The sequence below is a fragment of the Syntrophobacter fumaroxidans MPOB genome (assembly GCF_000014965.1).
Taxonomy (GTDB): domain Bacteria; phylum Desulfobacterota; class Syntrophobacteria; order Syntrophobacterales; family Syntrophobacteraceae; genus Syntrophobacter; species Syntrophobacter fumaroxidans.
In genome coordinates this window covers 4,030,473-4,052,486 of the sequence record NC_008554.1, presented here as the reverse complement: position 1 = coordinate 4,052,486, position 22,014 = coordinate 4,030,473, and the positions used below count along the sequence as shown (strand labels likewise).

The following is a 22,014-nucleotide window of genomic DNA, read 5'->3' as shown; positions in this document are numbered from 1 at the left end:
CGACGGCATTATCGAATGCGCGAAATCCAACCGCCGACGGTCGCATGCAAAGGGTCCATCGAGATCAAGAATCAGGGATCAAGGGGGAGGGAAGGAGGACGCGGACAAACCCAGCCCCTTGCACTCACGAAATCGCAGGGGAGGACCTTGCGCCCTCCCGCCCACTGCCGTCGCTTCGTACGCGATTACCCGGGACGCCCGCTCCGCCGGCGAAGCTTCGGAAGTCTGCATTGACGGGACAGGCGGATATCAGAACCATCTCGATCGCGCATCGAGGTCCACCGGGTCCAGGCAGAACCCGGAACGTTTCCAGGTCCGATACGCAGCGGCGGCAATCATCACCGCGTTGTCCGTGCAGTAGCGCCTGGCCGGCAGATGCAGCTCGAATCGATGCATCCCGGCTTCTTCCTCGAACCGTTCTCTCAGACGCAGATTGGCCGCCACTCCCCCAACCACGGCGATGTCCCCGACGGAGCACATCCCCGCGGCTCTTACGGTCTTGTTGACCAGCACCTCCACAACGGCTTCCTGAAAGCTCGCCAACAGGTCCGCCAGGCGATAGGCCCCCTGCTCTCCGGATTCGGAGGGAGGCCCATGCTGCCGGACAAAAGTGGCCACGGAGGTCTTCAGACCGCTGAAGCTGAATTCCAGCGATCGGCCGTCGATGAATGCTCTCGGAAAATTGAAGGCGTGCGGGTCGCCGCCGGCGGCCAGCCGCTCGATCTCGACACCACCCGGGTAGCCGAGAGCCAGCAGCTTGGCAACCTTGTCGAAAGCCTCCCCGGCGGCATCGTCTCGAGTGGAACCGAGGAAAGAAGTCGTTCCGTCAGGGTCGACCCGGTAGAGGGCGGTGTGCCCGCCCGAGACGACCAGGCAGACAAACGGCCGGGTGAGCTCTTCTCTGCCCAGGAATGCGGCCTGGATGTGTCCTTCCAGGTGGTTGACGGCAACCATCGGTTTCTTGAGGGCGTACGCAAGCGCCTTGGCCGCGCTCAGCCCCACCAGGAGAGCTCCCACCAGGCCGGGTCCCTGCGTCGCGGCAATGGCGTCCACCTGCCCCCATGTGACGCCGGCCTCGTGCATGGCCTCTCCCAGCACGGGCAAGATGGCTTCCACGTGCTTGCGCGATGCCAGCTCCGGAACGACGCCGCCATAGGGTCCGTGAAGAGCCGCCTGACTCGCGACGACATCGGAAAGCACCCTCGATCCGTCCTCCACGACGGCGGCAGCCGTTTCATCACAGGAACTTTCGACACCCAGTATGATCATCCCGCGCATCCCCTCTGAACCAACCCTTTCGAGCTTAATATGAATCCCATGTCTTTGGAAAGAGGGAATGCTTCCCGAAGGATCGACGGACAAGCCTTTTCCATCCGGTTTCCTACCGGATGCCGGGTTTTACGGCGAGAAGGGAAAAAGGGGACGCGCGGCTCGGCCCGATCATGGGCACAAGGGGACCGTGCCCCCCTGGCACCCTGACACGATGCCGATCCTCACGGTTCGTTGTAAGCCCGCGCAGCAAGGCTGTTCTTGAGAATGCCCGGTCTGAACACCACGGCCTTTCCGGGGCAAAGCCCCCTCACATGCTTGCGCCTCGTTTGGCAAGGGGCTTTTGGTTCGTGGACAGGCCGCCGGCATCCTTTTCGGCGATTTCGGCAAGAGATTTGTCCTTAGCCCAATCCTGGCTGGTCCTGGAAGGGACCTCGCGGGAACCGAGTGCCCGCGCCTTTTCATACATCTCCCGCGCCTGTGCTTCTCGACCGGTGTTTTCATAGACGACGCCCATGTTGATGAGCGCATACGGATTGTCCGGATTGATGGCAAGGGCTTCCGCCAAGTGTTTTTCAGCCTGGGTGTAGTTCCGGCTCAGTATGTCCTCGTATCCCCGGTTGGACAATCTCATGTCGGCGGATAAGCCGGCACAGCCCGTCAGGAGAACAACAAACCCGATCAACAACAGAATTCCACCACCCCTCATGGTACCCCCCTTCGCTCGCGCCTCCGGCATTTTTTCTCCGCCCCCCATACGATTCCCCGCCAACTTCCGTTCGCATGGATGAGCCGCCCGAACGCATACTCGATATTGCTCTGCGCCTCGCCTGCTCCGAGCACACGGGCGAGCCGACATCGCGGGCATTGACCTCTCCGGGATTGTCCGCCTGCCCCCGGGCGCACGGATAAGCCTCGCCGAATCAAACCGGCCACCCCTTCCGGCCGTATCCATTCGAGCTTCCGGCAATATCCCGGCACCCGGCATCACCGGGTCGGCCCCCCGAGCCCCATGCCCAACCGAGAAATCCGGCGAGCACAGGGTATGTCTTCATAATCGTCAGAACGAAAAATGCATTTGAGTCGTTTTGGGAAGAATTAATATATACCTCAAGACCGTTCGAACGGCAAAGTCCAATCGTATTCCGGAATCCGCGGTGAGCGGAGTCGATCCGGGGAGGAGACCGCGGCGCTTTGCCGGGCACGGCTGTTTCCCGGACCGTGGCTTCGAACGGAGCAGGGCCGTCCCTTCTTGTCGGGGTTCGTCGGCACATTCGTAAATTCTTGAAAGGGATACGACCTTGTGCTAGGAATAACTATTGCGTTTTGACCGTTGTGCTGGAAAACACCAATGTGCAATCAAGGAGGAGCTTGGGATGAGCTGGGCGTGGCGATTCGGGATGATTATTCTCACTGGAGTGCCGGCAATCGTCGGGGGCGGTCTCTTTTATTCTATTTTCGATTCATGGAACGCGGTCATTGCCTGGGAGGTGATCCTGATCGTCCTGATGGGGACGGTGATCATCAGGGGAGGCAAGAGCGCGGCCTCATCGCACTGAGAAGTGAAGCCATGGACTGCAAGCAGGATCGAAACCTGGAGAGGTGCAATTGCACTTACAGCGGTTGTTCGAGGCAGGGCATCTGCTGCGAGTGTCTTCACTATCACCTGAAGAGCCGACAACTGCCTGGGTGCTGCTTCCCTCAAGACGCGGAGCGAACCTACGACCGTTCCTTCGAACACTTCGCTCGCCTGGTCAGCGGGAAGAAAGTCTAGGGCTCTTGCGTGCAAGGACAAAACGTCCTGCCTTCTCGACACCCGGTCCCGGGAAGACCGCGCGGTGTTGCGAAAGCAGGACGCTTGTCGTTGAAATGATGCCGGTGGACCATTCGCGCCGGATGTCGAATCGCGGGGGGTCGTTCGATCGTCAGTCCGTTCTGTCGACCATGTACCCGGCTTCCAGCCATCCCTTGATCCCGTCGGGATAACGATACACCCTGGTGTAACCGAGCCTGGCCGCCCACATCGCCCCGTTGTGACTGCGGCCGCACTGCGTGTCCCGTCCGTAGAAAACCACCTTCCGGTTCTTGTCCGGCCCAAGGAGTTCTTCGAACTTCGCCTTCGTTTTGTCGTCCAACCGGTTTACTTCGTCGTTCGGAAACTCAAACGGCACCGCGCCCGGAATGTGGTGCTTCCTGAAGCCGTCGTCAAGCGGCATGGTATCGACGATCAACAGGGTCCTCATATCCGACGCCCATCGGGGATCGAGTTGATCCAGCCAGGCCTTGAATTCGCCGGTGCTGACGATTCTGTATCCCCCTCCGGCGGCTTCGTTGTGAAATTTCGCTGCAAGCTTCTGCACTTCCGCTTCATCGGTTCGCCCGCCGAGCGCGAACACGCCGGAAGACAGGCACAGTAACAAGGCAAGGCCCAACATCCATACGCCAAGCGCTTTCCCACTCTTCATCGTCAAACCGTCCTCCTCTCGTTGTTCCCGCCCGTTTCATTCGCGCGGCCCCGCGCAAGTCCGGGAGGCGCGCGAACCGCCCACCGGCAAAAGAGAGCCGTCAACGCGGCCATCGGTCGCGGAGCGCGATGGATGGCGATCCTCTCGTTGCTGCGGGTATTCGGTATCAGGAACGACTCGCAAGGCTTCGCAACCTCGAGGGAATACCCCACCGTTTCAGGTGAAGGGCGACCGAAAACGGGACCAGGTGTTCCCAGGGATCGTCGTGGATCATGCGCTCGCGGATCTCCCCGGCGCTCAGTCCTTTTTCATCCAGCGGCCTGGTCCAAAGGACCTCGGTCTTCAACTCCAGGGAGCGGAACAGCTCCAGCTTTTTTTGTCCCCAGTTGTCATACATCGTGAGATAGAACACGGCGTCGAGGGGCACATAATACCTGTAGAGCTCGGGGAAATTGATGGGAAACGGAACGACCGAGAAGCTGCGGTCGCTCACGCCTGCCTCGTTCATCGCAGATCGCACCAGGACGTAGCGCTCGAAGTACGTGAGCGGATTCGCAGTGGGGAGGCTTCGCTTCGGATCGGCCGGGTCGTCCCTGGTCGAGGCGGGATCGGGATTGGTGATGCCGATGACCAGGTGAAGGCACCTCGACTTGCCCGCCAGAAGGTATTTCATATGGTCATTGTGGAGCACCTGGAAGCGCCCGTGGATCACGCCTTTTTCCGTCATGGCACGTCTCCGGTTCACTTCTTGAACCCTGTCCCCGATCACCGTTCTTTTTCCCACCGATTGCCGCGACAAGCGGTTTGTCAAACTCCGGATCGAGATGGAAAGCCCCCGCGACGGGCCCCGGGGTCCCGGGTGGATTGCGAAGCCCCGTCGCCGGCCGATCCGTGAGCGCGTTTCAGTCGGCCGACGATCACCAGGTTCGTGTGAATCGCCAGGTAGAGCAGAGCGATCACCGCGGCATAACACGAAAAGACCGTCAGAAAACCACATACGACCACGACAAAGGTCCGGGTGCCTTTGCTCGCCAGGGTCGGTCTCCCCAGCTCCACCGCCAGGCATTCGGCCCGAGCGGTCGAATAACTGATGAGCCCGCTTCCGACAACGGCAAGAAATCCCAGCAGCCCCAACAACCAATAGGGAACGGCCTCAACATTTCGCCCGATCCACACGGTGAGGCCGATCACCAGCGCCCCGTCCGCATACCGGTCCAGCACTGAATCCCAGAAAGCCCCCGCTTTGCTCTGGGCGTTGGTCAACCGCGCGAACTGGCCGTCAACCCCGTCGAGCACCTGTGCGCACGCGGCCATCGCGCTCGCCGCCCACGCGGGTCCGAACGCAAAGACGGCGCCCGCCATCGTCCCCAGACCGCTCGCGGCAAGAGTGATCATCCAGGGCCGCAATCCCCGCAAGCCCAGCAGGCGGGGGGTGATTCGAGCCGAGAGATTGCACTTGATCCACTTCAGGATGAACCGATCCGTGGGCTTCGTTTTCCAGTCGTTCGGAAAACGATCGGGGATATCAATGGGTTGTCCTGTGTCGTTCATATACCTCGTGTCCCCGGGACCTCCGGGTTGCCGAATCGATCCCCGTTACGCCTTCGGTCCGATCCCCCCCCTCGTCGATGCCGCCCCGGGGAAGACCGCGCCGGTCCCCGGCTCAGGCCCGACTGGACCACTCCATGATTCATGAACCGGTGAGCCGGCCGTTCGATTGAAAGTACTCGTTGACGATCGACAAGGTCTGGAAAAGGGCGGCAGGTTCGCGCAGCTCCAGCACCCACCAGTCGCACGACAGGGAGCGGAGGAGGTTCAACCGTTCTTCCACGTCCTCCAGCCGGTTTGGCGGCAAATGTACGTCGTCCCTTTCCTCGTGGTAAATGTGGGCATTGAAGACCTTCTCCTGGTGAGGCAACACGAAGTCTTCGACGGCGTAATGCTGCGTCTCGACCGAATGACTCACCGCGGCATGCCCGATGTCGAGGGTTACCCCCGCTCCGGACCTGCGGATGAGCTTCTCGAAGAGCTCGGGCCGGCTGGACCACCCGGAAGCCAGGTTCTCGAGGCAAATGCGAATCCCCAACCCCCGGGCGAAGCTTACCAGTTCGGAGAGGGCCTTTGTCGTGCGATCCCACGAAAGTCCGTTCATGGCCTCGCGCCCCAAACCCAGATGGATGGTCACGAACCGCCCCTCCAGCCGGTGCACCAGGCGACAAATCCGGCGAAATAACGCCATGGCGGCCCTTGCTTTGGTCGCGTCCTCGTCGCCCAGGTCCACTTCTTTGAACGCGCAGTGATAGCGAACCTCCAGGGGATGCAGCGCCGCTATCTTTCCGATGATTTCGGACTCCCCGGCCGGATCTTCGGGCAGCTCGTCCAACTTGAAAGTCCAGTCAACCCCGGAAAAACCGTTTTCGAGCGCCAGTCTCCGTGTTTCCAGGGGATCGTCCTGGAAGTTGCACACAGCCAATTTGATGGTCGTCCTTGCATCCATGCCCGTACGGAATTCATCTCCCTGATTGCCGTCGAATTGCGGCGGTTGTTTGTGCGTTCGCCCGGCGAGCGCATCCGCAACCCGGTGTCAAAACCCGGGAAAACCCAACGCCCGGCAACCGGCGGCACCGCTCGTGATTTGGTTATAGTGCATGATGCCCATTTTTCAAATCGAAAGTCTCAATGGCATTTGTCGAATCAATCGAATTCATTGATGCGCGCACGGGGCCGGAAAAGAAACGCGAAGATCCGCCGCGCTGCCGGTCACCATCCGAGCGCACCCGTCGCCGACACATGGCCGACGGGAAATTCCGGCGTTCCGCGCGGTCAGGATGCCCCCCCGGCGCGCGTGGTTGCGGGTTCCAGGTTCATGAAGGTTCGCGGATACGACCACGGGAGCCTCGAACCTTTCAGCAGGCCGGTGCCTCCTCTCTTCCTGCCTCCCCCGGGCAATACCCCTTTGCGACGCGTCCCAAAGATGTTTCCCTTGACTTTTGCCTGCCCGTTCTTTACAAAAATTCGTTTATGTTTCGATCGTATGCGCACACTCCGGAGTGGAACAGGAATGGAAAGCATCCAGGCCATCAGAGGCATGAACGATATTCTGCCGGGGCAGATCGAATGGTGGCAGAAAGTGGAGAAAGCCGCCCGCGAAGTCCTGGAGGATTTCGGCTACCGTGAGATTCGAACTCCCGTCCTCGAGAAGCTCGAGCTCTTCGCCAGGGGAATCGGCGAGAGCACCGACATTGTGGAAAAGGAAATGTACGCCTTCCCCGACCGCAAGGGGGACATGCTGGGTCTGCGTCCGGAGGCCACCGCATCGGTGGTGAGAGCATACATCCAGCATAATCTGCAGGCGGATCCCTTCACTCAGAAGTTCTACCTGATGGGACCGATGTTCCGCCATGAACGCCCCCAGAAAGGGCGCTATCGACAGTTTCACCAGATCGACGCGGAAGCGTTCGGCATCGACGATCCCATGCTCGACGCCGAAGTCATGTACATGCTCCGGCTTTTCTTCGAACGCGTCGGCCTGAGCGGAGTCGTTCTGCACATCAACTCCCTAGGCTGCCATGAATGCCGGCAGGAATATCGTTCGGTTTTGAAGGAATATCTCGGAGGCCACGTCGAGCGCCTGTGCCCGGATTGCCTGCGGCGGCGCGAGACCAATCCCCTGCGGGTGTTCGACTGCAAGGTGGAACGTTGCCAGGCTGTGCTCGAGGACGCTCCTTTGCTGCCGGACTACATCTGCGGCGACTGCGGAGAACACTTCGCCCGAGTAAGGGACTACCTCCAGCAGCTCCAAACGGATTTCGTCATCGACCCGAGAATGGTGCGGGGATTGGACTATTACACGCGAACCACCTTCGAAGTCATAACGGACCGCCTGGGAGCTCAAAATGCCGTGGGGGGCGGCGGACGCTACAACGGGCTGGTACGGGATCTGGGAGGGCCGGACTTGCCCGGCATCGGGTTCGCCATCGGGATGGAACGCCTCATCCTGCTGCTCCAGCAGGAAGGGGAGGAATCGAAGCGAAGCCCGCGGCTGTTCATCGCAACCCTGGGGGAAGCGGCAAGACTGAAGGGCTTTCTGCTGGCCCAGCAGTTTCGAGCCCTCGGCGTTTCGACCGAAACGGACTATGAAGCCAGGAGCCTCAAGAGCCAGATGCGCCGCGCCGACCGGTCGGGAGCGCGTTACGTACTCATCCTGGGAGAAGAGGAAATCGCCCGGGGCGAAATCCAGCTCCGGGACCTGCGGGAGAAGTCCCAGGTCAATCTGCCCCTGGCGTCGGCGTCGGAAACCGTCCACCGGATGTGTCGAGACGCCTGATGCCGTTCCGCCCTTCCCGGACCGGTATTCATTGCTTGCAGACCGGAGAAGGACGGCGGGCAACGGTCCGGACCGCTTCGATGAGAAGGCTGAACGGACCGCAACGACAAGCATTCATCGTTCGCCGCTCGGATCCGCTATAGGTCCTTTTCCGACGGCGTTTGTATCCACGGGAGGAAGTCGAGTGAGCGCGATGGAACCGCAAACGGACATGCAACCGGACAGCCCGCCGGAAACCGCGATCGACCTGGACGATCTGGGAGACTGGCGCAAGACTCATTCGTGCAACAGCCTGGGACGCGGGCACGTGGGTGAAACCGTGGTCCTGATGGGATGGGTGCAACGCAGGCGCGACCACGGCGGGTTGATTTTCGTGGACCTGCGAGACCGGGAGGGACTCACGCAGGTGGTCTTCGACCCTCAGTTCGACGCCGTGGCCCACGAACACGCGCATTCCCTGCGCAGCGAATACGTCATCGCCGTCACCGGCACGGTGAGGCCGCGTCCGGAAGGAATGACCAATCCCAGGCTGGTTACGGGAGAAATCGAGGTGATCACCAGGGAACTGAAGATCCTCAATTCGTCCAAGACCCCTCCTTTTCATGTCGAGGACGACGTCGAAGCCAGCGAAAATATCCGCCTGCGGTACCGTTATATCGATCTGCGCCGTCCAAGGATGTTCCACAACCTCCTTTTGCGGCACCGGGCCGTCCAACTCACCCGGGAATACTTCAACGGGGCGGGCTTCCTGGAAGTGGAAACCCCGGTCCTGACGAAGAGCACGCCTGAAGGGGCAAGAGATTACCTCGTGCCGAGTCGCGTCAATCCGGGCAAGTTCTACGCCTTGCCCCAGTCGCCTCAGCTTTTCAAGCAGATCCTCATGGTGGCGGGTTTCGAGCGTTACTACCAGATCGTGAAGTGTTTTCGGGATGAGGACCTGAGAGCGGATCGTCAACCGGAATTCACCCAGCTCGACCTTGAAATGTCCTTCGTGAATGAAGAACATATCTACGAACTCATCGAAAGCTGGATACGGCTCCTGATGAAAGAGCTGCTGGGGGTGGAGATGGCGCCGCCGTTTCCGCGCATGTCCTATGCGGAGGCCATGCGATTGTATGGAACCGATCGACCGGACACGCGCTTCGGCTTGTTGTTGACGGACGTCACCGACATCGTGGCGGATTCCGAGCTGCGCGTGTTCCGGCAGGCGGTCGAGCGAAACGGGATCGTGAAGGCGCTCCGGGTGCCCGGAGGGGGAGGTCTGTCTCGAAAGGATCTGGACGATCTGACCGAATACGTGAAAATATTCGGTGCCCAGGGCATGGCCTGGATCAGGATTCAGCCGGAGGGATGGCAATCCCCGATCGCCAAGTTTCTCCAGGAGAGCGTACGCGAACGCCTGGCGGAAAGGCTGGAAATCGAGAACGGCGACATCGTCATGTTCCTTGCCGACCAGGGCAAGGTGGTCAACGACGCATTGGGAAATCTGCGGGTTCGGCTCGGAAATCAGCTCGAACTCATTGACCCCGGGAGCTATAATTTTGTTTGGGTGTCGCATTTCCCGCTGCTCGAATGGGATGCGGAGGAGAAGCGTTACACGGCGGTCCATCACCCGTTCACGTCGCCGATCGAGGAAGACGTCCCGCTTCTGCGGGAACATCCCGAGCAGGTGAGGAGCCGGGCCTACGACCTGGTGCTCAATGGTATCGAAATCGGGGGCGGGAGCATCCGCATCCATCGCCAGGAGCTCCAGGAGCTTGTGTTCGGTGCGCTGGGCATCGGTCGCGAGGAGGCCGCGGAGAAATTCGGCTTTCTTCTGGAAGCGCTTCAGTACGGGGCGCCGCCCCACGGTGGGATCGCATTCGGCGTGGACAGGCTGGTCATGCTGTTGAGCGGTTCCACTTCGATCCGGGACGTGATCGCTTTTCCGAAGACGCAGAAGGCGACCTGCCTGATGAGCGGGGCGCCGTCGGAGCCGGAGTTGCGGCAACTCCTGGAGTTGTGCGTGAGGGTTGAAAGCGAACGGAGGAGTTGATTCCAATGGCCCGATGGAACAGTAAGAAACGGGTCCTGGACCACGAACATTCGCGGTTCTGGCGGCACAACCTGATCGATACCGCCGAACCGAATCTCATGAGGGAGGTGTTCCCGTACACCGAGGTGCCCCGGATCGACTTCGACCACATGATGCTGCCCATCGATCCGGCGGAGGACGTGTTCATCACCGATACGACCTTCCGTGACGGTCAGCAGGCCCGTCCTCCCTACACGGTCAAGCAGATCGGGACCATCTTCGATTTTCTGCACCGGCTGTCCGGCCCCGGTGGAGTGATCCGGCAGTCGGAGTTTTTCCTGTACACCGGCAAAGACCGGGAAGCCCTCGATTTATGCCGTTCCAAGGGTTACGCATTCCCCAAGATCACGGGCTGGATTCGTGCCGTCGAACAGGATCTTCAGCTGGTTGCCGATATGGGGCTCGATGAAACCGGGATCCTCACCTCGGTCTCCGACTATCATATCTTCCTGAAGCTCAACCTCGACCGCAAAGGCGCGTTCGACAAGTACCTGAGAATCGCCCGGACCGCCATCGAAAAAGGGATCATTCCGCGATGCCATTTTGAAGACGTGACCCGCGCGGACGTTTACGGATTCTGCATCCCGCTCGCCACCGAGCTGATGAGGCTCCGGGAGGAGAGCGGAATCGACGTGAAAATCCGGCTGTGCGACACCCTCGGATTCGGGCTCACTTACACCGGAGCGGCGCTTCCGCGCAGTGTTCCCAAGATCGTGCGGGCCTTCATCGAGGAAGCCGGCGTCCCCGGACACCTGCTGGAATGGCACGGCCACAACGACTTTCACAAAGTACTCGTCAATGCCGCCACCGCCTGGCTGTACGGGTGCAGCGGCGCCAACGGGACGCTGCTCGGTTTCGGGGAGCGCACGGGAAACGCGCCCATCGAAGGCCTGATCATGGAGTACATCGGCCTGATGGGAACCACCAACGGAATCGACACCACAGCCATTACGGACATGGCCGAATACTTCCAATCCGTGCTCGGGTATCGCATACCGCCCAACTATCCCTACGTGGGTGAAGAATTCAACGCCACGCGCGCGGGTATCCATGCGGACGGACTGGTGAAGCATGAAGAAATCTATAATATCTTCGATACCCGGATCCTTCTCAGGAGGCCCGTCAGCATCATCATTTCGGACAAGTCGGGCGTCGCGTCCATTGCCTACTGGGTGAACACGCGGTTGCGACTGGAGGGGGAACGCCGCCTGGACAAGCGGCACCCGGGGATCATCAAGATCCACAAGAGGGTGATGCACGAATACGAGCAGGGTCGCAACACCTCCATTTCCAACGAGGAACTGGAGCGGTGGTCCCGGCGGTTCCTGCCGGAGTTCTTCGTCAGCGAATTCGATCTGCTCAAACGAAAGGCCTACGCGCTTGCCGCGCACCTGGTGGAGGAAGTGGTCGAAAGCGAGGTCATCAAGAGCATGGACCCGGCGCGCCAGGAACTGGCACTGCAGACCATGCTGGATCTCAACCCCTTTATCCAGTACATCTATGTCACCGACCACGAAGGCCGCAAGCTCACCAGGAACATCACCCATATCGTGGACAAGGCCAAGTACGAGAGTGCGAAGGTGGGAGAAGATCTCTCGGACCGTCCGTGGTTCATCGAACCCATGAAGGACGGAAAGGTGCACGTCACGGACTTCTACACGTCACGGTACACCGGGGCGCTCTGCATCACGGTGTCGGCCCCCATCCGGAACGAATCCGAAGAGATCGTGGGAATCCTGGGCATCGATATCCGGTTTGAAGATCTGGCCAAGATGGAGCAGAACGGGGATGTCTAGGAGCCCGGGGCTGAGATTGAGTCGATGAGAGCCCGCCACTCCCGCGAACGGCCATGAGCCGACGGCGGTTTCGCCGGTGGCGGGACGATCGGCGGCGGCACAGGACCGGCACCAGCCTCGAGAGGATAGAGTGGGCTCGTGAGAATGCCTTGGAGAACACGCGTCGGTATCGGCCTCCTGCTCGCCGTTCTTGCGGCCGGCTGCACCAGGACGCCTCCGCCTCCGCCCCCCACGCCCTCTCCACCGGTTTCCGGCCTGCGAACGCAAAGACCTTACCAGATCAACGGGATCTGGTACTATCCCCTTCCTTCCGCCGAAGGCTACGTCGAGGAAGGCACCGCCAGCTGGTACGGGTCGGACTTCCACGGAAGGCCGACGGCATGCGGCGAACGCTACGACATGTTCGCCATGACCGCCGCCCACAAGACGCTTCCCCTGGGCACGTACGTCAAGGTCACCAATCTCGAAAACCACCGGTCCACGATCCTGAGGATAAACGACCGGGGACCTTTCGTGGCCGGCAGGATCATCGACCTCTCCTGCCGCGGAGCCCAGGAACTCGATTCCTATCGGAAAGGGACGGCAAGGGTCAGGGTGGAAGCGGTTCAATACGCGTCCGAGGAGAAGCTGGGCACGAACACATACTGGAGGGTGGATCCGGTCCCGTCTTTCCGTTACGGCCAATTCACCATCCAGATTGGAGCCTTCCGGGAACAGCCGAACGCCTTGAAGCTAAAGGACAGGATGTCAAGGCATTTCGATGGGGCTCAGATCGTCCAGGCCTATGAAAAAGGGTGCATTCTCCACCGCGTGCAGGTGGGGATGTACAGGGATTTGCTCCTGGCCCGCAAAGAACTCGATTCTCTGCGCATTCACGGTTTCAGCGATGCGTTCATCGTGGCAGTGGAGGGACAATAAGTGCTCGAAGCCATTTCTTATCCATCGGTGGAAGCCGACAGCCGCCTGGCTGTCATCGCGTCGCGCAAAATGGGCCCCGACGTCGCCCTTGAAAAGAGCGTCATTGAAATCCTTCTCGACGTCAAGGCAAACGGTGACGACGCCCTGCTCCGCTACACCAGGCAATTCGACGCCTCCGAGCTTGACGCCGAACGGCTCACGGTTTCACCCGAGGAAATCCGGTCGGCTTATGACGCGGTCGACCCCGAGCTTCTCGGAATCATCCAAGAGGCGATGGCAAACATCGAGGCCTTTCATCGCCAGCAACTGCGTCCTTCGCATTTCATCACCAAGCCCGACGGGACATTCCTCGGACAGATGGTGCGGCCGGTTGAAGCCGCGGGACTTTACATTCCCGGGGGGCAGGCGGGGGAAACGCCGCTCCTCTCGTCCGTCCTCATGAACGGCATACCGGCACGCCTCGCCGGCGTGCGGGACATCGCCATGGTCACTCCGCCGCGCGCGGACGGAAGCGTGAGCCCGGCCCTTCTGGTCGCGGCCGCAGAGGTGGGCATAACCCGCATCCACAGGGCCGGCAGCGCCTGGGGCATCGCCGCTCTCGCCTACGGCACGGAATCCGTGCGCAAAGTCGACGTCGTCGTCGGACCCGGCAACATCTATGTTTCCCTGGCCAAGAAACTGGTTTGGGGAGCAGTGGGCATAGACATGCTCGCAGGCCCGAGTGAAATTCTCGTTGTCGCCGACGATCGCGGCAACCCCCGATACATTGCGGCGGATCTGCTCAGCCAGGCCGAGCACGATCCCATGGCAAGCGCCGTCCTGATCACCACGGAGGCGTCCCTGGCCGAAAAAGTAGCCGCCAGCCTCGAGGAGCAACTGCTCCGGCTGCCGCGGCAAGAAATCGCCCGCCGGGCGCTGCGCGATTACGGTGCCATATTCCTGGCGGAAGACCTGGATCAGGCGTTGGAACTGGCCAACGGTATCGCTCCCGAGCATCTGGAGCTTCAGGTGTGCGATCCGTGGGCGTGTCTTGGCAAGATCAGGAACGCGGGGGCGGTCTTCATGGGCGAGTGGACTCCGGAAGCCGTGGGAGACTACTTCGCGGGGCCCAATCACGTGCTCCCCACCGCGGGAACCGCCCGGTTCGCCTCAGCCCTGGGCGTCGAAAACTTCCTCAAGAGGACCAGCGTGATTTCATTTTCCGGAAATGCGTTCCGGCGCGACGCGGAGGCTATCGTCCGCATGGCCGAAATGGAAGGGCTCGAAGCCCATGCCGCCTCGATCCGTGTGAGGATGAAACCCTGACGCAGGGGCGAAATGCACGCTCGTTCACCGGGAATTGTCCCGAACCCAATCAAGGTAGTCGGGCAGTCCTTCCGCGATCGGAATCCGAACGATTTCGGGAACTTCATAGGTGTGCAGTTCCCTGACCCGCGCCTGAAGCTTCGAAAAAACGGAGGACCGAATCTTCATCACGAGCAGAAACTCCTCTTCATCGCAAATCTCGTTCTTCCACCGGTACACGGATCGAATACGAGGAATGATATTGACACAGGCAGCCAGCTCTTCTTCCACCAGCTTTACGGCCAGCAGAGAAGCTTGTTCCTCTCCGCCGGCAGTGACCAGAACGACCGACACTTCCGCCATCATTCGTTCAGCCTCCCGGATCAGGGGGGTTTCGTGAAACGCTCAGATGTCTCTGAACGCGGGCGTTCCTGCCTGGCATCGGCACCCCGCGGTCAAATGGTGCGCATATCCCTTTTGCAGGTCAGGATCTCCTCTTCCAGGGCAAACTTAGCCCAGGGGAGGCCGTTTTGGAAGGGATTTCCTCCCTCGGGCGGAACCCCTGCTCGCGCGGGTTCCCGGATCGGGACCGATGAGACCGGATGGTGAGCGCTCCGGCAGTGGACGGCGCAGAACTTGCCAATGGGCGTGCGATACCGATCCGCCTTCGAGATCGCGCGATGAGGGATCGGCGCAAAACGAGGCGGGCCGGAATGAATCCCAATGGAGCGACGCGCATGGGCGAGTACAATCAGGATCAATGGATAAGCCTTCAAGCCGTCAGGGGGACCTGCGATGCTCTGGCGGCAAGTGAAGTCGAAAGGCTGAAGGAAGGCTGCCTGGACTATCTCCGGTTCAGGGCCGGGTTGGATCGCTTCCAGGACGAGCTCATTGCGGCCGCCTGCAGGACCATCTGTTTCGATACCGGGATGAGCGCATGCTGCGGCTTCGAAAGCATCTTCACCTTCTTTGCCGATCACGTCGTCAACACCCTGTTCTCGGAGCGGCGTGAAACGGACGCCCTCTTCAGCGTGCTCAGGCGGGCGAATCGCACCGGAAGATGCGTCTATCTGGGAAACGGCGGGTGCATGTGGCGCATTCGTCCCATTTCCTGCGCCATGTTCTTCTGCGACAAGATCAAGGAAGGAATCCTGCGCGCCGACCCGGAGACGGCGGAACGCTGGAGTGCGCTCCAGGCCATGGAAAAGGAATTCACATGGCCCGTGAAGCCGGTGCTCTTCGACGACCTGGAAAAATACTTCCTGGGGCTCGGTGCGAAGTCGCCGCACATGTATTTTCATCAGAGCCCCGGGCTGTTGAGGCTCAAGAAAAAATCGGGAACGGGTGATTTTCGAGCATGAGAAAACCGTTGCGGGAAAAACATGCGGACCGGGGGCACGAATCCCTGCCGGGGCGTCATGAACGTCTACCAGAGCTCTCCCAGCATCTTCCGTGCGATTTCATCAGGTTGAATGGTGTAGGCATCGTTTTCGATGAGACTCTTGATAGACCGTATTCGCTCGGGCCGAACCTCTCCACTCACAATTTCCTCCACTATCCTGGCGACTTGAGTCGTGATGAGCGCAGTGTCATCGGTTGCGGATGCGGTCCTTTTTCCATGTCGAGCCTTGCCGTTGGCCTTTTCCTCAAGCCATCTCGTACCGCGACCCGGGTGATCCGAGTTCTTTCTCGTTCCCATCGGTATACCTTTCAGAGCATTCCCCACCCCACGGCAGGGGAATCTTTTTTGTCCGTTTTGTCAGCTGAGCGGATTTTCTTCGTCGGGAGACCGTTCTCCTCCCATGTATACTTCTTCTCGAGGATAGGCTTTTTCAAGCGCCAGGGAAGTCATCCGTTCCATGACCATACGATGCCTGATATCGTCGGGAATAGCCATTCTCTCACGGGCTATCGCGTCCTCGCCGACTTCCGCCTTGCCCGAATCACGGGACCGACGCCGCAACCGTTTTCCGTATGTGCGAAGCAGGCTTTGAACCAGATAATCCGTTATCATCATGGGGTTGTCTCCCTCAATGATGTAATCGGTCTCCAAGGGAGAATACTTTAGGAGGCAACCGTTGCTCAAGCCACAAATTTTGCAGGGTTAACGTTCATCCGGATGCCCATGGGAACCCGGCTCGGCGACCAAGAACCGTTTTCTGCCGCGAAACCGTATTCTATCACTCGGGCATTGCCGGCCCTGCCGCACAACCCCCTCCGGCACCTTTATCGAGACCCGTGATAAGGATACCAGTCTCCGCTTCTGATCCTCTCCACCCGGATGACCATTACCTGGTTGGTATAACTATTGTATACAAGCTTTCGTCCCTTATTGCCGCCAACATCTTCGGAAACGACGCGGACTCCGCATCTTTGCAGGACGTGCCGGGCAATCGCCACGTTGGCATGGCTCACTTCCGCGGCACTCGTCAGGCCGTCGGCCAGTAGCGCGCCGCCGAAGATCTGCGCTTCCAGGTCTTCGGGATCGCTCCCCATCTTCAGGAACGACCGGACCAAGGCATTGGTGGCAACATTACCGAATTTCGCGGTGGCCTGTTCGGGGTCTTCCACCAGCGGAAACAGGAAGTGATTCATCCCACCGAATTCCCTGAGGTTATCACGGAGGCAGACGGCAACGCACGACCCCAGCACCGTTGAAATCAGGCTGGGCTGTCTCGACACAAAGATAAATCCCGGCCTCAGAAAGTATTCCCTGAGCTCAGGAATTTCCTTTTCTGCCAACTGATTTCTCATCGCCCCAACCGATCTCTTTCCCCGTGTTGCGTTGCATCCCTCCAGGAGCGGCTCAACGCACGAATCACCCCGCCCTTCATCCGAACCGCGATCATGGCTGGCCCCGACGGCACCCTCGACCTGCGCATCGCACGACGTCGGTCCGACACATCAAAACCGAAATCGAGCGCATTTTCAAGGGGGAGAACGAGCTAGCGACGGTTCACCGGTATTTCCAGGATTACCCGGGTTCCCTCCTCCTCGCGTTCGAACCGGATCTTACCCCCGTAAGGCTCAAGGAGGCGCTCCACGGCAAACAGGCCGAACCCCGAATGTTTCTCTTCCTCCCCTTCGGGCATGGGATTCTCCCACATGGAATAGAAGAGTCCGGACCACATTTCCTCATTGCCGCTCGACCCACAGCCGGTATCCTTGAAAACAACCGTCACCTTGCCGTCCATCGCCAGGGATTCGATGGTGAGCTTCTTGCGCTTCGCCCCCCGCATGGCGACGAGAGCATTCCTGATCAGATGGATGAGCACCGGGATAAGGCAGCGGCCTGGGATATGGAGCATCGGCAAATTCTTGGTCAAGCGCAAATCGAGCTCAACCTGGTGTTTGAAAAACAGATCGGCGCGAAACACATTGGTCAATTTGGTGAGCACAAGGTTGAGCTCCAGTTCCGTCCCTTTGCGCTCCACCTCGTAGATCACCATAAAATCCCGCAACATCTGCGCCACACCGGCAATCTGCTGGTGCAGGTGCGTGAACCGCGTGCGTTGCTTGAGCATCAGCTCATCCCATTCCTCCGTATCGGTTTTGCAGTGGGAGCGCATGAATGCGTCCTGAGCGTCCAATCCCCGGATCAGGATCTCCAGCAGCATGGAGATATTCTGCAGTGGTCCGTTGATATTGTGGATGAGACCTTTGAGGAAATGGCCGAGATAAGCCAGTCGGTCCTTTTCGAACAACGCTTCCAGGCATTTTTCGTAGAAAACGTCAAGATCCTCGGGGGTTTCCGGGAAATTCGCATATTTCATAATGCACTCGAATCGAAAACATCTGGAGGTGCTGTACACGTCTGCGAAGCGTTGACCCGGACAGAGTGTTCCTCGGCCCGACAGAAACAGAACCACGTGAGGGTAAAGTCGCGCCAGGGGTAATTGGAGGAATGGTCTGCCTCGCACCCGGCCGACCGGCCCGCGGGGAAGGGCCGGTCAGGAACCGGTGCCTGACGTCAACTTCCCGACAGGACCTCAGGCCTTGGTCCGGATGGTTTCCAAAAAGGCATCGATCACCGCCGGATCGAATTGCGTGCCGCTGTGCCTTTGCAGCTCCAGGACAGCTTCGGACCGGGACATGCCTTCCCGGTACGCCCGTTTCGTGGTCATGGCGTCGAACGCATCCGCAACGGCCACAATACGCGCCAGCAGCGGGATCTCATCCCGGGAGAGACCATCGGGGTAGCCCTCACCGTTCCAGCGTTCGTGATGATACCTGATGATGGCTCTTTCCTCGGCACTCAGTCCGAGCTCGGCCACAATGGTCTCCCCTATGACCGGATGTTGCTTGATCAACTCGTATTCCTCAACCGTCAAGGCTCCGGTCTTGTTCAGGATGTTGTCCCGGATGCCGATCTTGCCGATATCGTGCAAATGGCAGATCGTATTGAGCGACTCCACCTGTGTGCCGGACAAGCCCATTTTCCTCCCGATGGAGATGGCGTATCGGGTCACCCGCTCGGAGTGCTTCCCGGTATAGGGGTCCTTGGCTTCGAGCGCATTGACGAGCGATCTCAGAATACCATAAAAATTGGCGATAAGACTCTCATAGAGTGCCATATTTTCGATGGCGAGCGCGGATTTTTTCACCAGGAAATCGAGCAGTTTCATATCCGTCGGCGGCAGGCTGCTGTTTCCCCCGTTGTGACAGGCCGCGAGGAAGCCGAACAGCTCACCCCTGATGCGGACCGGCCAGCAGCTCAACGCGCTCCCCTCCACGGCAAAGTCGCCCGGCAGCGGAGAGTACGCCTCCACCTTGTGGCGCGGGAGAAAGAAGTGGCCGGCATCATCGAGAAACACCTTCCTGAGCGAATCATCCGGAATCGAGAAAATCGAAGGGCTCGATCCGTTCACGCCGGGGCCGTGCTCGGCCATGCGAACGATACTCCTCTGCCCTCTGGGCAACACGAAGAACCCCGCCTTCACAATGCTGCCCAAACCCGATGCCAGCCTCACGATGCAGGGATACAGGTCCTCGCTGGAACGGGCTTCATCGATTTCCGTGGATATTTCGAACAGCTTGAACTGCTCTCGAATCTTTTCCTCCAGCTCGAGGTTGACCAGTTGCAGTTCCTTCCTGGCTTCGCATTCCATCAGGAGGCCAAGGTTTTCCATCAGCAGGGTGCGTTCCTTGGTGATTCGCTCGAGGGCCAATACCACGTTTTGCATCGTGAACGGTTTCGTCAGAAAGTCCGATGCGCCCTTCTGCATGGCTTCAATCGTGGCATGCATCGTTGGAAAACCGCTCATCATCACGACCGGCAGTCGCGGATCACGCCGTTTGAATTCCTCGAGGAGCTCCAGACCGTTTATGTCCGGCAGTTTCAAGTCAATAAACGCACAATCGAACGTCTCCTGTTCCATGGCCAAACGTGCTTCACGCCCCGAGACGCAAAGCTGGACTTTTTCGTGGCCGAGGTGATGGAGACATTCGTCCAGCAGTTTCCCAAGATGGGGATCATCTTCGATTATGACTATTCTCATGTCCCGCCGAGCTTACCGGTTCAACGAATTTCAGATGTTCAGATTGCCCCCTCCACGCGACGATCGATCCGTCGACCCCAATCAATCCCAACCCTTCGATGAATGCCGCCCTCTTCGGGCCATTGCTGGTACGCGCGCTGCCGGGCGGGACAAGGCGCTCCTCGTCCCCCGTGCTTATGATTGGACTTGATCCCTTACTCCTTTATCGAAAAAGAGCCTGATTAACTTGAATTCTCCATGTTCCACATCTATTTTTAATTTTGCCCTAGCTCCGCACGGAAAGCCGAGGTTTTCCGGCATTCGGGCAAGGGTCCCGGGAGAGACGGGATTTTTGCGCCTTCTCGACACCGGAGAAACCGTTCCTGAGATCCATTCCACAGCCCGGCGCTTTCACCACGGCTTTGGGAATTCGAGTTCGACGAGAGCCGCATGACGGCAGCGCGCCGGTCATGACACCCTCGCCTTAAGACAGCGTGCGGGCGGCCGCGCCGACTTCGGCCGTTCCATCGGCGCCATGCTTGCCGCCGGAAGGGAAGCTATGCCTCCAGACGCTTTTCTTGAACGGATATTCCACGGATCGATCGACCCGGATGTCTTTCAATCATTCAGGGTTGTCCAGGACGAGGCCAAGGTGGATCGCCTCCGAAAGGCATATGCCGCCATCCTTGACGAATATCCCGCGGGGGCACTCGAGGCCGCGGGCGCAATACCCGAAAGAATGCTGAGGAGAATGGGTGAGATCGGTCTTTTCGGGGTCACGATTCCGGAGGAGTACGGAGGCCTGGGCTTCAATGTCTGGGAATACATGCGCCTTGTCGAAGCGATGGTGAAAATGGATGTCTCCGTTGCCATCGCCTCCATCGCTCACTGCTCAATCGGTGTGAAAGGCGTCCAGTTGTTCGGAAACGACGCGCAGAAGCGCAAGTACCTCGTTCCGGCGGCGACAGGCGAGATGATCTTCTCCTATGCCCTCACGGAGCCCCGGATCGGCTCCGACGCGCAGCATATCGAGACCCTGGCGGAGCTGTCGCCGGACGGAAGCCATTACATCCTGAACGGGCAGAAAACATACATCACCAACGCCAACTACGCGGGAGGCCTCACCGTATTCGCCCGGATGGATCCCCGGCGCCCCGGCTTCCTGGGGGTTTTCATCGTCGAAACGGGATGGGAGGGAGTCAAAGTCGGGAAAGACATGCCCAAGATGGGCCTAAAGGCAAGTTCCACTGCACCCGTCCGGTTCACGAACGTCCGCGTTCCCGTGGAAAACCTCCTGGGAAAACCCGGTGAGGGATTCAAAATTGCCATGACGGTTCTCAACTACGGCCGGCTCGGCCTGGGTGCCGCCTCCGTGGGAATGATGGAAAGGTCCCTTCGGGACATGATGAAAAGGTCCTCCACGCGGGTTCAGTTCCAAGTCCCGATCAGGGATTTCCCCTTGATCCAGGAAAAACTGGTCAGGGCGCGGGTGAACGCCGCGGTGAGCAAGGCCATGAACGACTTCGCCGCCCACTTTCTGAATGCGGCCCCCCGCCTCAACGTTGCCATCGAGACTTCCCACTGCAAGCTTTTCGGAACCACCCGTGCCTGGGACACCCTTTACGACGCGCTCCAGGTCGCGGGCGGCTCGGGCTATCTCTCGACCCAGCCTTACGAGAAACGAATGAGGGATTTTCGCGTGGCCACGGTGTTTGAAGGTACGACCGAGATTCATTCCATCTATCCGGCTCTCTTCCTGATACGGAAAACGGCAAAGGATGCCCTGCGCGGCGGGAGACGGACCGCGGCACTCACCTTCTGCCTGAAGGCACTGGCGGCCAGGATCGATTGGGAGCTCGGATTCGACAACAGGATCATGAGACGTGCGTGGCGGCTGGCCGGAGCCAACGCAAGGACAATCTCCAGGATGATTCCCGCGTTGTACCTTCTCTATCGGGACAGACTGCCGGAGAAGGAATATCTGCTGCGCAGGATCTCCACGTTGAGCCTTTATCTGTTCGGTTTGGTCGCTTTGCTCGCCGGCATGAGCGCCCGCAGCGGATCGGGACCGTACGGCGAGGAAGACCTCCGCGTACTGGCCCACTTCACCGAGGAGGCCGCACTGGCGAGGAAAGCAAGCCGGCGGCTCTTCGATTCGAGAAAGGAAATTCTGGACGGGCTCATCTGCCGGGATCTGTTTCGCGGGTGGAAAGACGAACGCGGGTGATCCCCTGCGGGATTCCTTCAGCCGCCGTTCCGAACGCCCGAAACGAATCCGGTCGCATTGGGCACCGGAAGCGTTTCGTTTTGCCCGGCTCCGGCGAGGGCTCTTGATAGGTCCTATAGGTCTTATAGGACCTATTTCCTTCTTTGCCTGAGAAGCTCCAGAGATTCTTGACAGGTC

General features: G+C 59.6%; 21 protein-coding genes. 9 read left to right on the top strand and 12 right to left on the bottom strand.

The annotated features are described in order from the left end of the window. Positions 1-249: 249 nt before the first annotated feature. Together tsaD and SFUM_RS23395 are read right to left on the bottom strand one after the other, a co-directional pair. Positions 250-1,269 carry a tRNA (adenosine(37)-N6)-threonylcarbamoyltransferase complex transferase subunit TsaD gene (gene tsaD, locus SFUM_RS17110; protein WP_011700109.1) on the bottom strand — a complete coding sequence of 340 codons (1,020 nt, stop codon included), beginning with the start codon at positions 1,267-1,269 and terminating at the stop codon, positions 250-252. A 310-nt stretch (positions 1,270-1,579) separates the two neighbouring features. Continuing rightward, a complete protein-coding gene (locus SFUM_RS23395; protein WP_167321366.1) occupies positions 1,580-1,978 on the bottom strand; it encodes a tetratricopeptide repeat protein in 399 nt (132 codons plus the stop codon). Positions 1,979-2,645: 667 nt separating this feature from the next. On the opposite strand from SFUM_RS23395, the gene SFUM_RS17100 reads away from it, so the two are divergent. Continuing rightward, positions 2,646-2,828, top strand: a complete 183-nt coding sequence (locus tag SFUM_RS17100) for a hypothetical protein (protein ID WP_041440825.1) — start codon at positions 2,646-2,648, stop codon at positions 2,826-2,828. Between the two features lie 11 nt (positions 2,829-2,839). Next, positions 2,840-3,043, top strand: a complete 204-nt coding sequence (locus SFUM_RS17095; RefSeq protein WP_011700106.1) for a DUF6485 family protein — start codon at positions 2,840-2,842, stop codon at positions 3,041-3,043. A 151-nt stretch (positions 3,044-3,194) separates the two neighbouring features. Here SFUM_RS17095 and SFUM_RS17090 read toward each other — a convergent pair whose 3' ends face one another. From SFUM_RS17090 to SFUM_RS17075, 4 genes are all read right to left on the bottom strand, one after another. Next, complete coding sequence (locus SFUM_RS17090; RefSeq protein ID WP_011700105.1) at positions 3,195-3,734, bottom strand: rhodanese-like domain-containing protein; 540 nt, start codon at positions 3,732-3,734, stop codon at positions 3,195-3,197. Between the two features lie 166 nt (positions 3,735-3,900). Next, the gene (locus SFUM_RS17085) at positions 3,901-4,461 is read right to left on the bottom strand and encodes a nucleotidyl transferase family protein (protein ID WP_011700104.1); all 561 of its coding nucleotides are present in this window, start codon (positions 4,459-4,461) and stop codon (positions 3,901-3,903) included. 80 nt (positions 4,462-4,541) lie between these two features. Further along, positions 4,542-5,285 (bottom strand): CDP-alcohol phosphatidyltransferase family protein, encoded by a 744-nt coding sequence (locus SFUM_RS17080; RefSeq protein ID WP_011700103.1) that lies wholly within the window; start codon positions 5,283-5,285, stop codon positions 4,542-4,544. Positions 5,286-5,424: 139 nt separating this feature from the next. Continuing rightward, entirely contained in the window at positions 5,425-6,231 is an 807-nt protein-coding gene (locus tag SFUM_RS17075; RefSeq protein WP_011700102.1) for a sugar phosphate isomerase/epimerase family protein, read from the bottom strand. A gap of 564 nt (positions 6,232-6,795) precedes the next feature. Between SFUM_RS17075 and hisS the strand changes: the two genes are divergently transcribed. The 5 genes from hisS to hisD all read left to right on the top strand — a co-directional run bounded on the left by hisS (position 6,796) and on the right by hisD (position 14,154). Further along, on the top strand, positions 6,796-8,061 hold the full coding sequence (hisS, locus tag SFUM_RS17070; RefSeq protein ID WP_011700101.1) for a histidine--tRNA ligase: 1,266 nt from the start codon (positions 6,796-6,798) through the stop codon (positions 8,059-8,061). A gap of 193 nt (positions 8,062-8,254) precedes the next feature. Next, complete coding sequence (aspS, locus tag SFUM_RS17065; protein ID WP_011700100.1) at positions 8,255-10,096, top strand: aspartate--tRNA ligase; 1,842 nt, start codon at positions 8,255-8,257, stop codon at positions 10,094-10,096. A 5-nt stretch (positions 10,097-10,101) separates the two neighbouring features. Further along, on the top strand, positions 10,102-11,931 hold the full coding sequence (locus SFUM_RS17060) for a triose-phosphate isomerase (RefSeq protein WP_011700099.1): 1,830 nt from the start codon (positions 10,102-10,104) through the stop codon (positions 11,929-11,931). Between the two features lie 144 nt (positions 11,932-12,075). Further along, positions 12,076-12,849: a septal ring lytic transglycosylase RlpA family protein gene (locus SFUM_RS17055; protein WP_041440822.1), complete on the top strand. Its 774-nt coding sequence runs from the start codon at positions 12,076-12,078 to the stop codon at positions 12,847-12,849. Beyond that, on the top strand, positions 12,850-14,154 hold the full coding sequence (gene hisD / locus SFUM_RS17050; protein WP_011700097.1) for a histidinol dehydrogenase: 1,305 nt from the start codon (positions 12,850-12,852) through the stop codon (positions 14,152-14,154). 24 nt (positions 14,155-14,178) lie between these two features. On the opposite strand, the gene cutA is transcribed toward hisD, so the two are convergent. Then, on the bottom strand, positions 14,179-14,499 hold the full coding sequence (gene cutA / locus SFUM_RS17045; protein WP_011700096.1) for a divalent-cation tolerance protein CutA: 321 nt from the start codon (positions 14,497-14,499) through the stop codon (positions 14,179-14,181). Between the two features lie 371 nt (positions 14,500-14,870). Between cutA and SFUM_RS17040 the strand changes: the two genes are divergently transcribed. Further along, on the top strand, positions 14,871-15,494 hold the full coding sequence (locus tag SFUM_RS17040) for a hypothetical protein (RefSeq protein WP_041440819.1): 624 nt from the start codon (positions 14,871-14,873) through the stop codon (positions 15,492-15,494). A gap of 65 nt (positions 15,495-15,559) precedes the next feature. On the opposite strand, the gene SFUM_RS17035 is transcribed toward SFUM_RS17040, so the two are convergent. The 5 genes from SFUM_RS17035 to SFUM_RS22035 form a co-directional block, all read right to left on the bottom strand. After that, on the bottom strand, positions 15,560-15,832 hold the full coding sequence (locus SFUM_RS17035; RefSeq protein WP_041440818.1) for a flagellar biosynthesis anti-sigma factor FlgM: 273 nt from the start codon (positions 15,830-15,832) through the stop codon (positions 15,560-15,562). Positions 15,833-15,892: 60 nt separating this feature from the next. Next, a complete protein-coding gene (locus SFUM_RS17030; protein WP_041440816.1) occupies positions 15,893-16,150 on the bottom strand; it encodes a hypothetical protein in 258 nt (85 codons plus the stop codon). Positions 16,151-16,359: 209 nt separating this feature from the next. Next, positions 16,360-16,875, bottom strand: coding sequence for a chemotaxis protein CheD (locus SFUM_RS17025; protein WP_208597069.1), 516 nt, complete (start codon positions 16,873-16,875; stop codon positions 16,360-16,362). Between the two features lie 203 nt (positions 16,876-17,078). Beyond that, a complete protein-coding gene (locus SFUM_RS17020; protein ID WP_011700091.1) occupies positions 17,079-17,906 on the bottom strand; it encodes an ATP-binding protein in 828 nt (275 codons plus the stop codon). Between the two features lie 216 nt (positions 17,907-18,122). Then, positions 18,123-19,631 carry an HD domain-containing phosphohydrolase gene (locus SFUM_RS22035; protein WP_011700090.1) on the bottom strand — a complete coding sequence of 503 codons (1,509 nt, stop codon included), beginning with the start codon at positions 19,629-19,631 and terminating at the stop codon, positions 18,123-18,125. Between the two features lie 538 nt (positions 19,632-20,169). Between SFUM_RS22035 and SFUM_RS22030 the strand changes: the two genes are divergently transcribed. Further along, on the top strand, positions 20,170-21,837 hold the full coding sequence (locus SFUM_RS22030) for an acyl-CoA dehydrogenase family protein (protein WP_011700089.1): 1,668 nt from the start codon (positions 20,170-20,172) through the stop codon (positions 21,835-21,837). Positions 21,838-22,014: the final 177 nt, after the last annotated feature.

Excerpts from the sequence above, each read along its gene's own strand:
- SFUM_RS17090 (WP_011700105.1), bottom strand. The coding sequence starts at position 3,734 with ATGAAGAGTGGGAAAGCGCTTGGCGTATGGATGTTGGGCCTTGCCTTG.
- SFUM_RS22035 (WP_011700090.1), bottom strand. The coding sequence starts at position 19,631 with ATGAGAATAGTCATAATCGAAGATGATCCCCATCTTGGGAAACTGCTG.
- SFUM_RS17035 (WP_041440818.1), bottom strand. The coding sequence starts at position 15,832 with ATGGGAACGAGAAAGAACTCGGATCACCCGGGTCGCGGTACGAGATGG.
- SFUM_RS17060 (WP_011700099.1), top strand. The coding sequence starts at position 10,102 with ATGGCCCGATGGAACAGTAAGAAACGGGTCCTGGACCACGAACATTCG.
- SFUM_RS17100 (WP_041440825.1), top strand. The coding sequence starts at position 2,646 with ATGAGCTGGGCGTGGCGATTCGGGATGATTATTCTCACTGGAGTGCCG.
- SFUM_RS22030 (WP_011700089.1), top strand. The coding sequence starts at position 20,170 with ATGCCTCCAGACGCTTTTCTTGAACGGATATTCCACGGATCGATCGAC.
- SFUM_RS17080 (WP_011700103.1), bottom strand. The coding sequence starts at position 5,285 with ATGAACGACACAGGACAACCCATTGATATCCCCGATCGTTTTCCGAAC.
- hisS (WP_011700101.1), top strand. The coding sequence starts at position 6,796 with ATGGAAAGCATCCAGGCCATCAGAGGCATGAACGATATTCTGCCGGGG.
- aspS (WP_011700100.1), top strand. The coding sequence starts at position 8,255 with ATGGAACCGCAAACGGACATGCAACCGGACAGCCCGCCGGAAACCGCG.
- SFUM_RS17075 (WP_011700102.1), bottom strand. The coding sequence starts at position 6,231 with ATGGATGCAAGGACGACCATCAAATTGGCTGTGTGCAACTTCCAGGAC.
- SFUM_RS17020 (WP_011700091.1), bottom strand. The coding sequence starts at position 17,906 with ATGAAATATGCGAATTTCCCGGAAACCCCCGAGGATCTTGACGTTTTC.
- SFUM_RS17055 (WP_041440822.1), top strand. The coding sequence starts at position 12,076 with ATGCCTTGGAGAACACGCGTCGGTATCGGCCTCCTGCTCGCCGTTCTT.
- SFUM_RS17040 (WP_041440819.1), top strand. The coding sequence starts at position 14,871 with ATGGGCGAGTACAATCAGGATCAATGGATAAGCCTTCAAGCCGTCAGG.
- SFUM_RS23395 (WP_167321366.1), bottom strand. The coding sequence starts at position 1,978 with ATGAGGGGTGGTGGAATTCTGTTGTTGATCGGGTTTGTTGTTCTCCTG.
- SFUM_RS17095 (WP_011700106.1), top strand. The coding sequence starts at position 2,840 with ATGGACTGCAAGCAGGATCGAAACCTGGAGAGGTGCAATTGCACTTAC.
- SFUM_RS17085 (WP_011700104.1), bottom strand. The coding sequence starts at position 4,461 with ATGACGGAAAAAGGCGTGATCCACGGGCGCTTCCAGGTGCTCCACAAT.
- cutA (WP_011700096.1), bottom strand. The coding sequence starts at position 14,499 with ATGATGGCGGAAGTGTCGGTCGTTCTGGTCACTGCCGGCGGAGAGGAA.
- tsaD (WP_011700109.1), bottom strand. The coding sequence starts at position 1,269 with ATGATCATACTGGGTGTCGAAAGTTCCTGTGATGAAACGGCTGCCGCC.
- SFUM_RS17030 (WP_041440816.1), bottom strand. The coding sequence starts at position 16,150 with ATGATGATAACGGATTATCTGGTTCAAAGCCTGCTTCGCACATACGGA.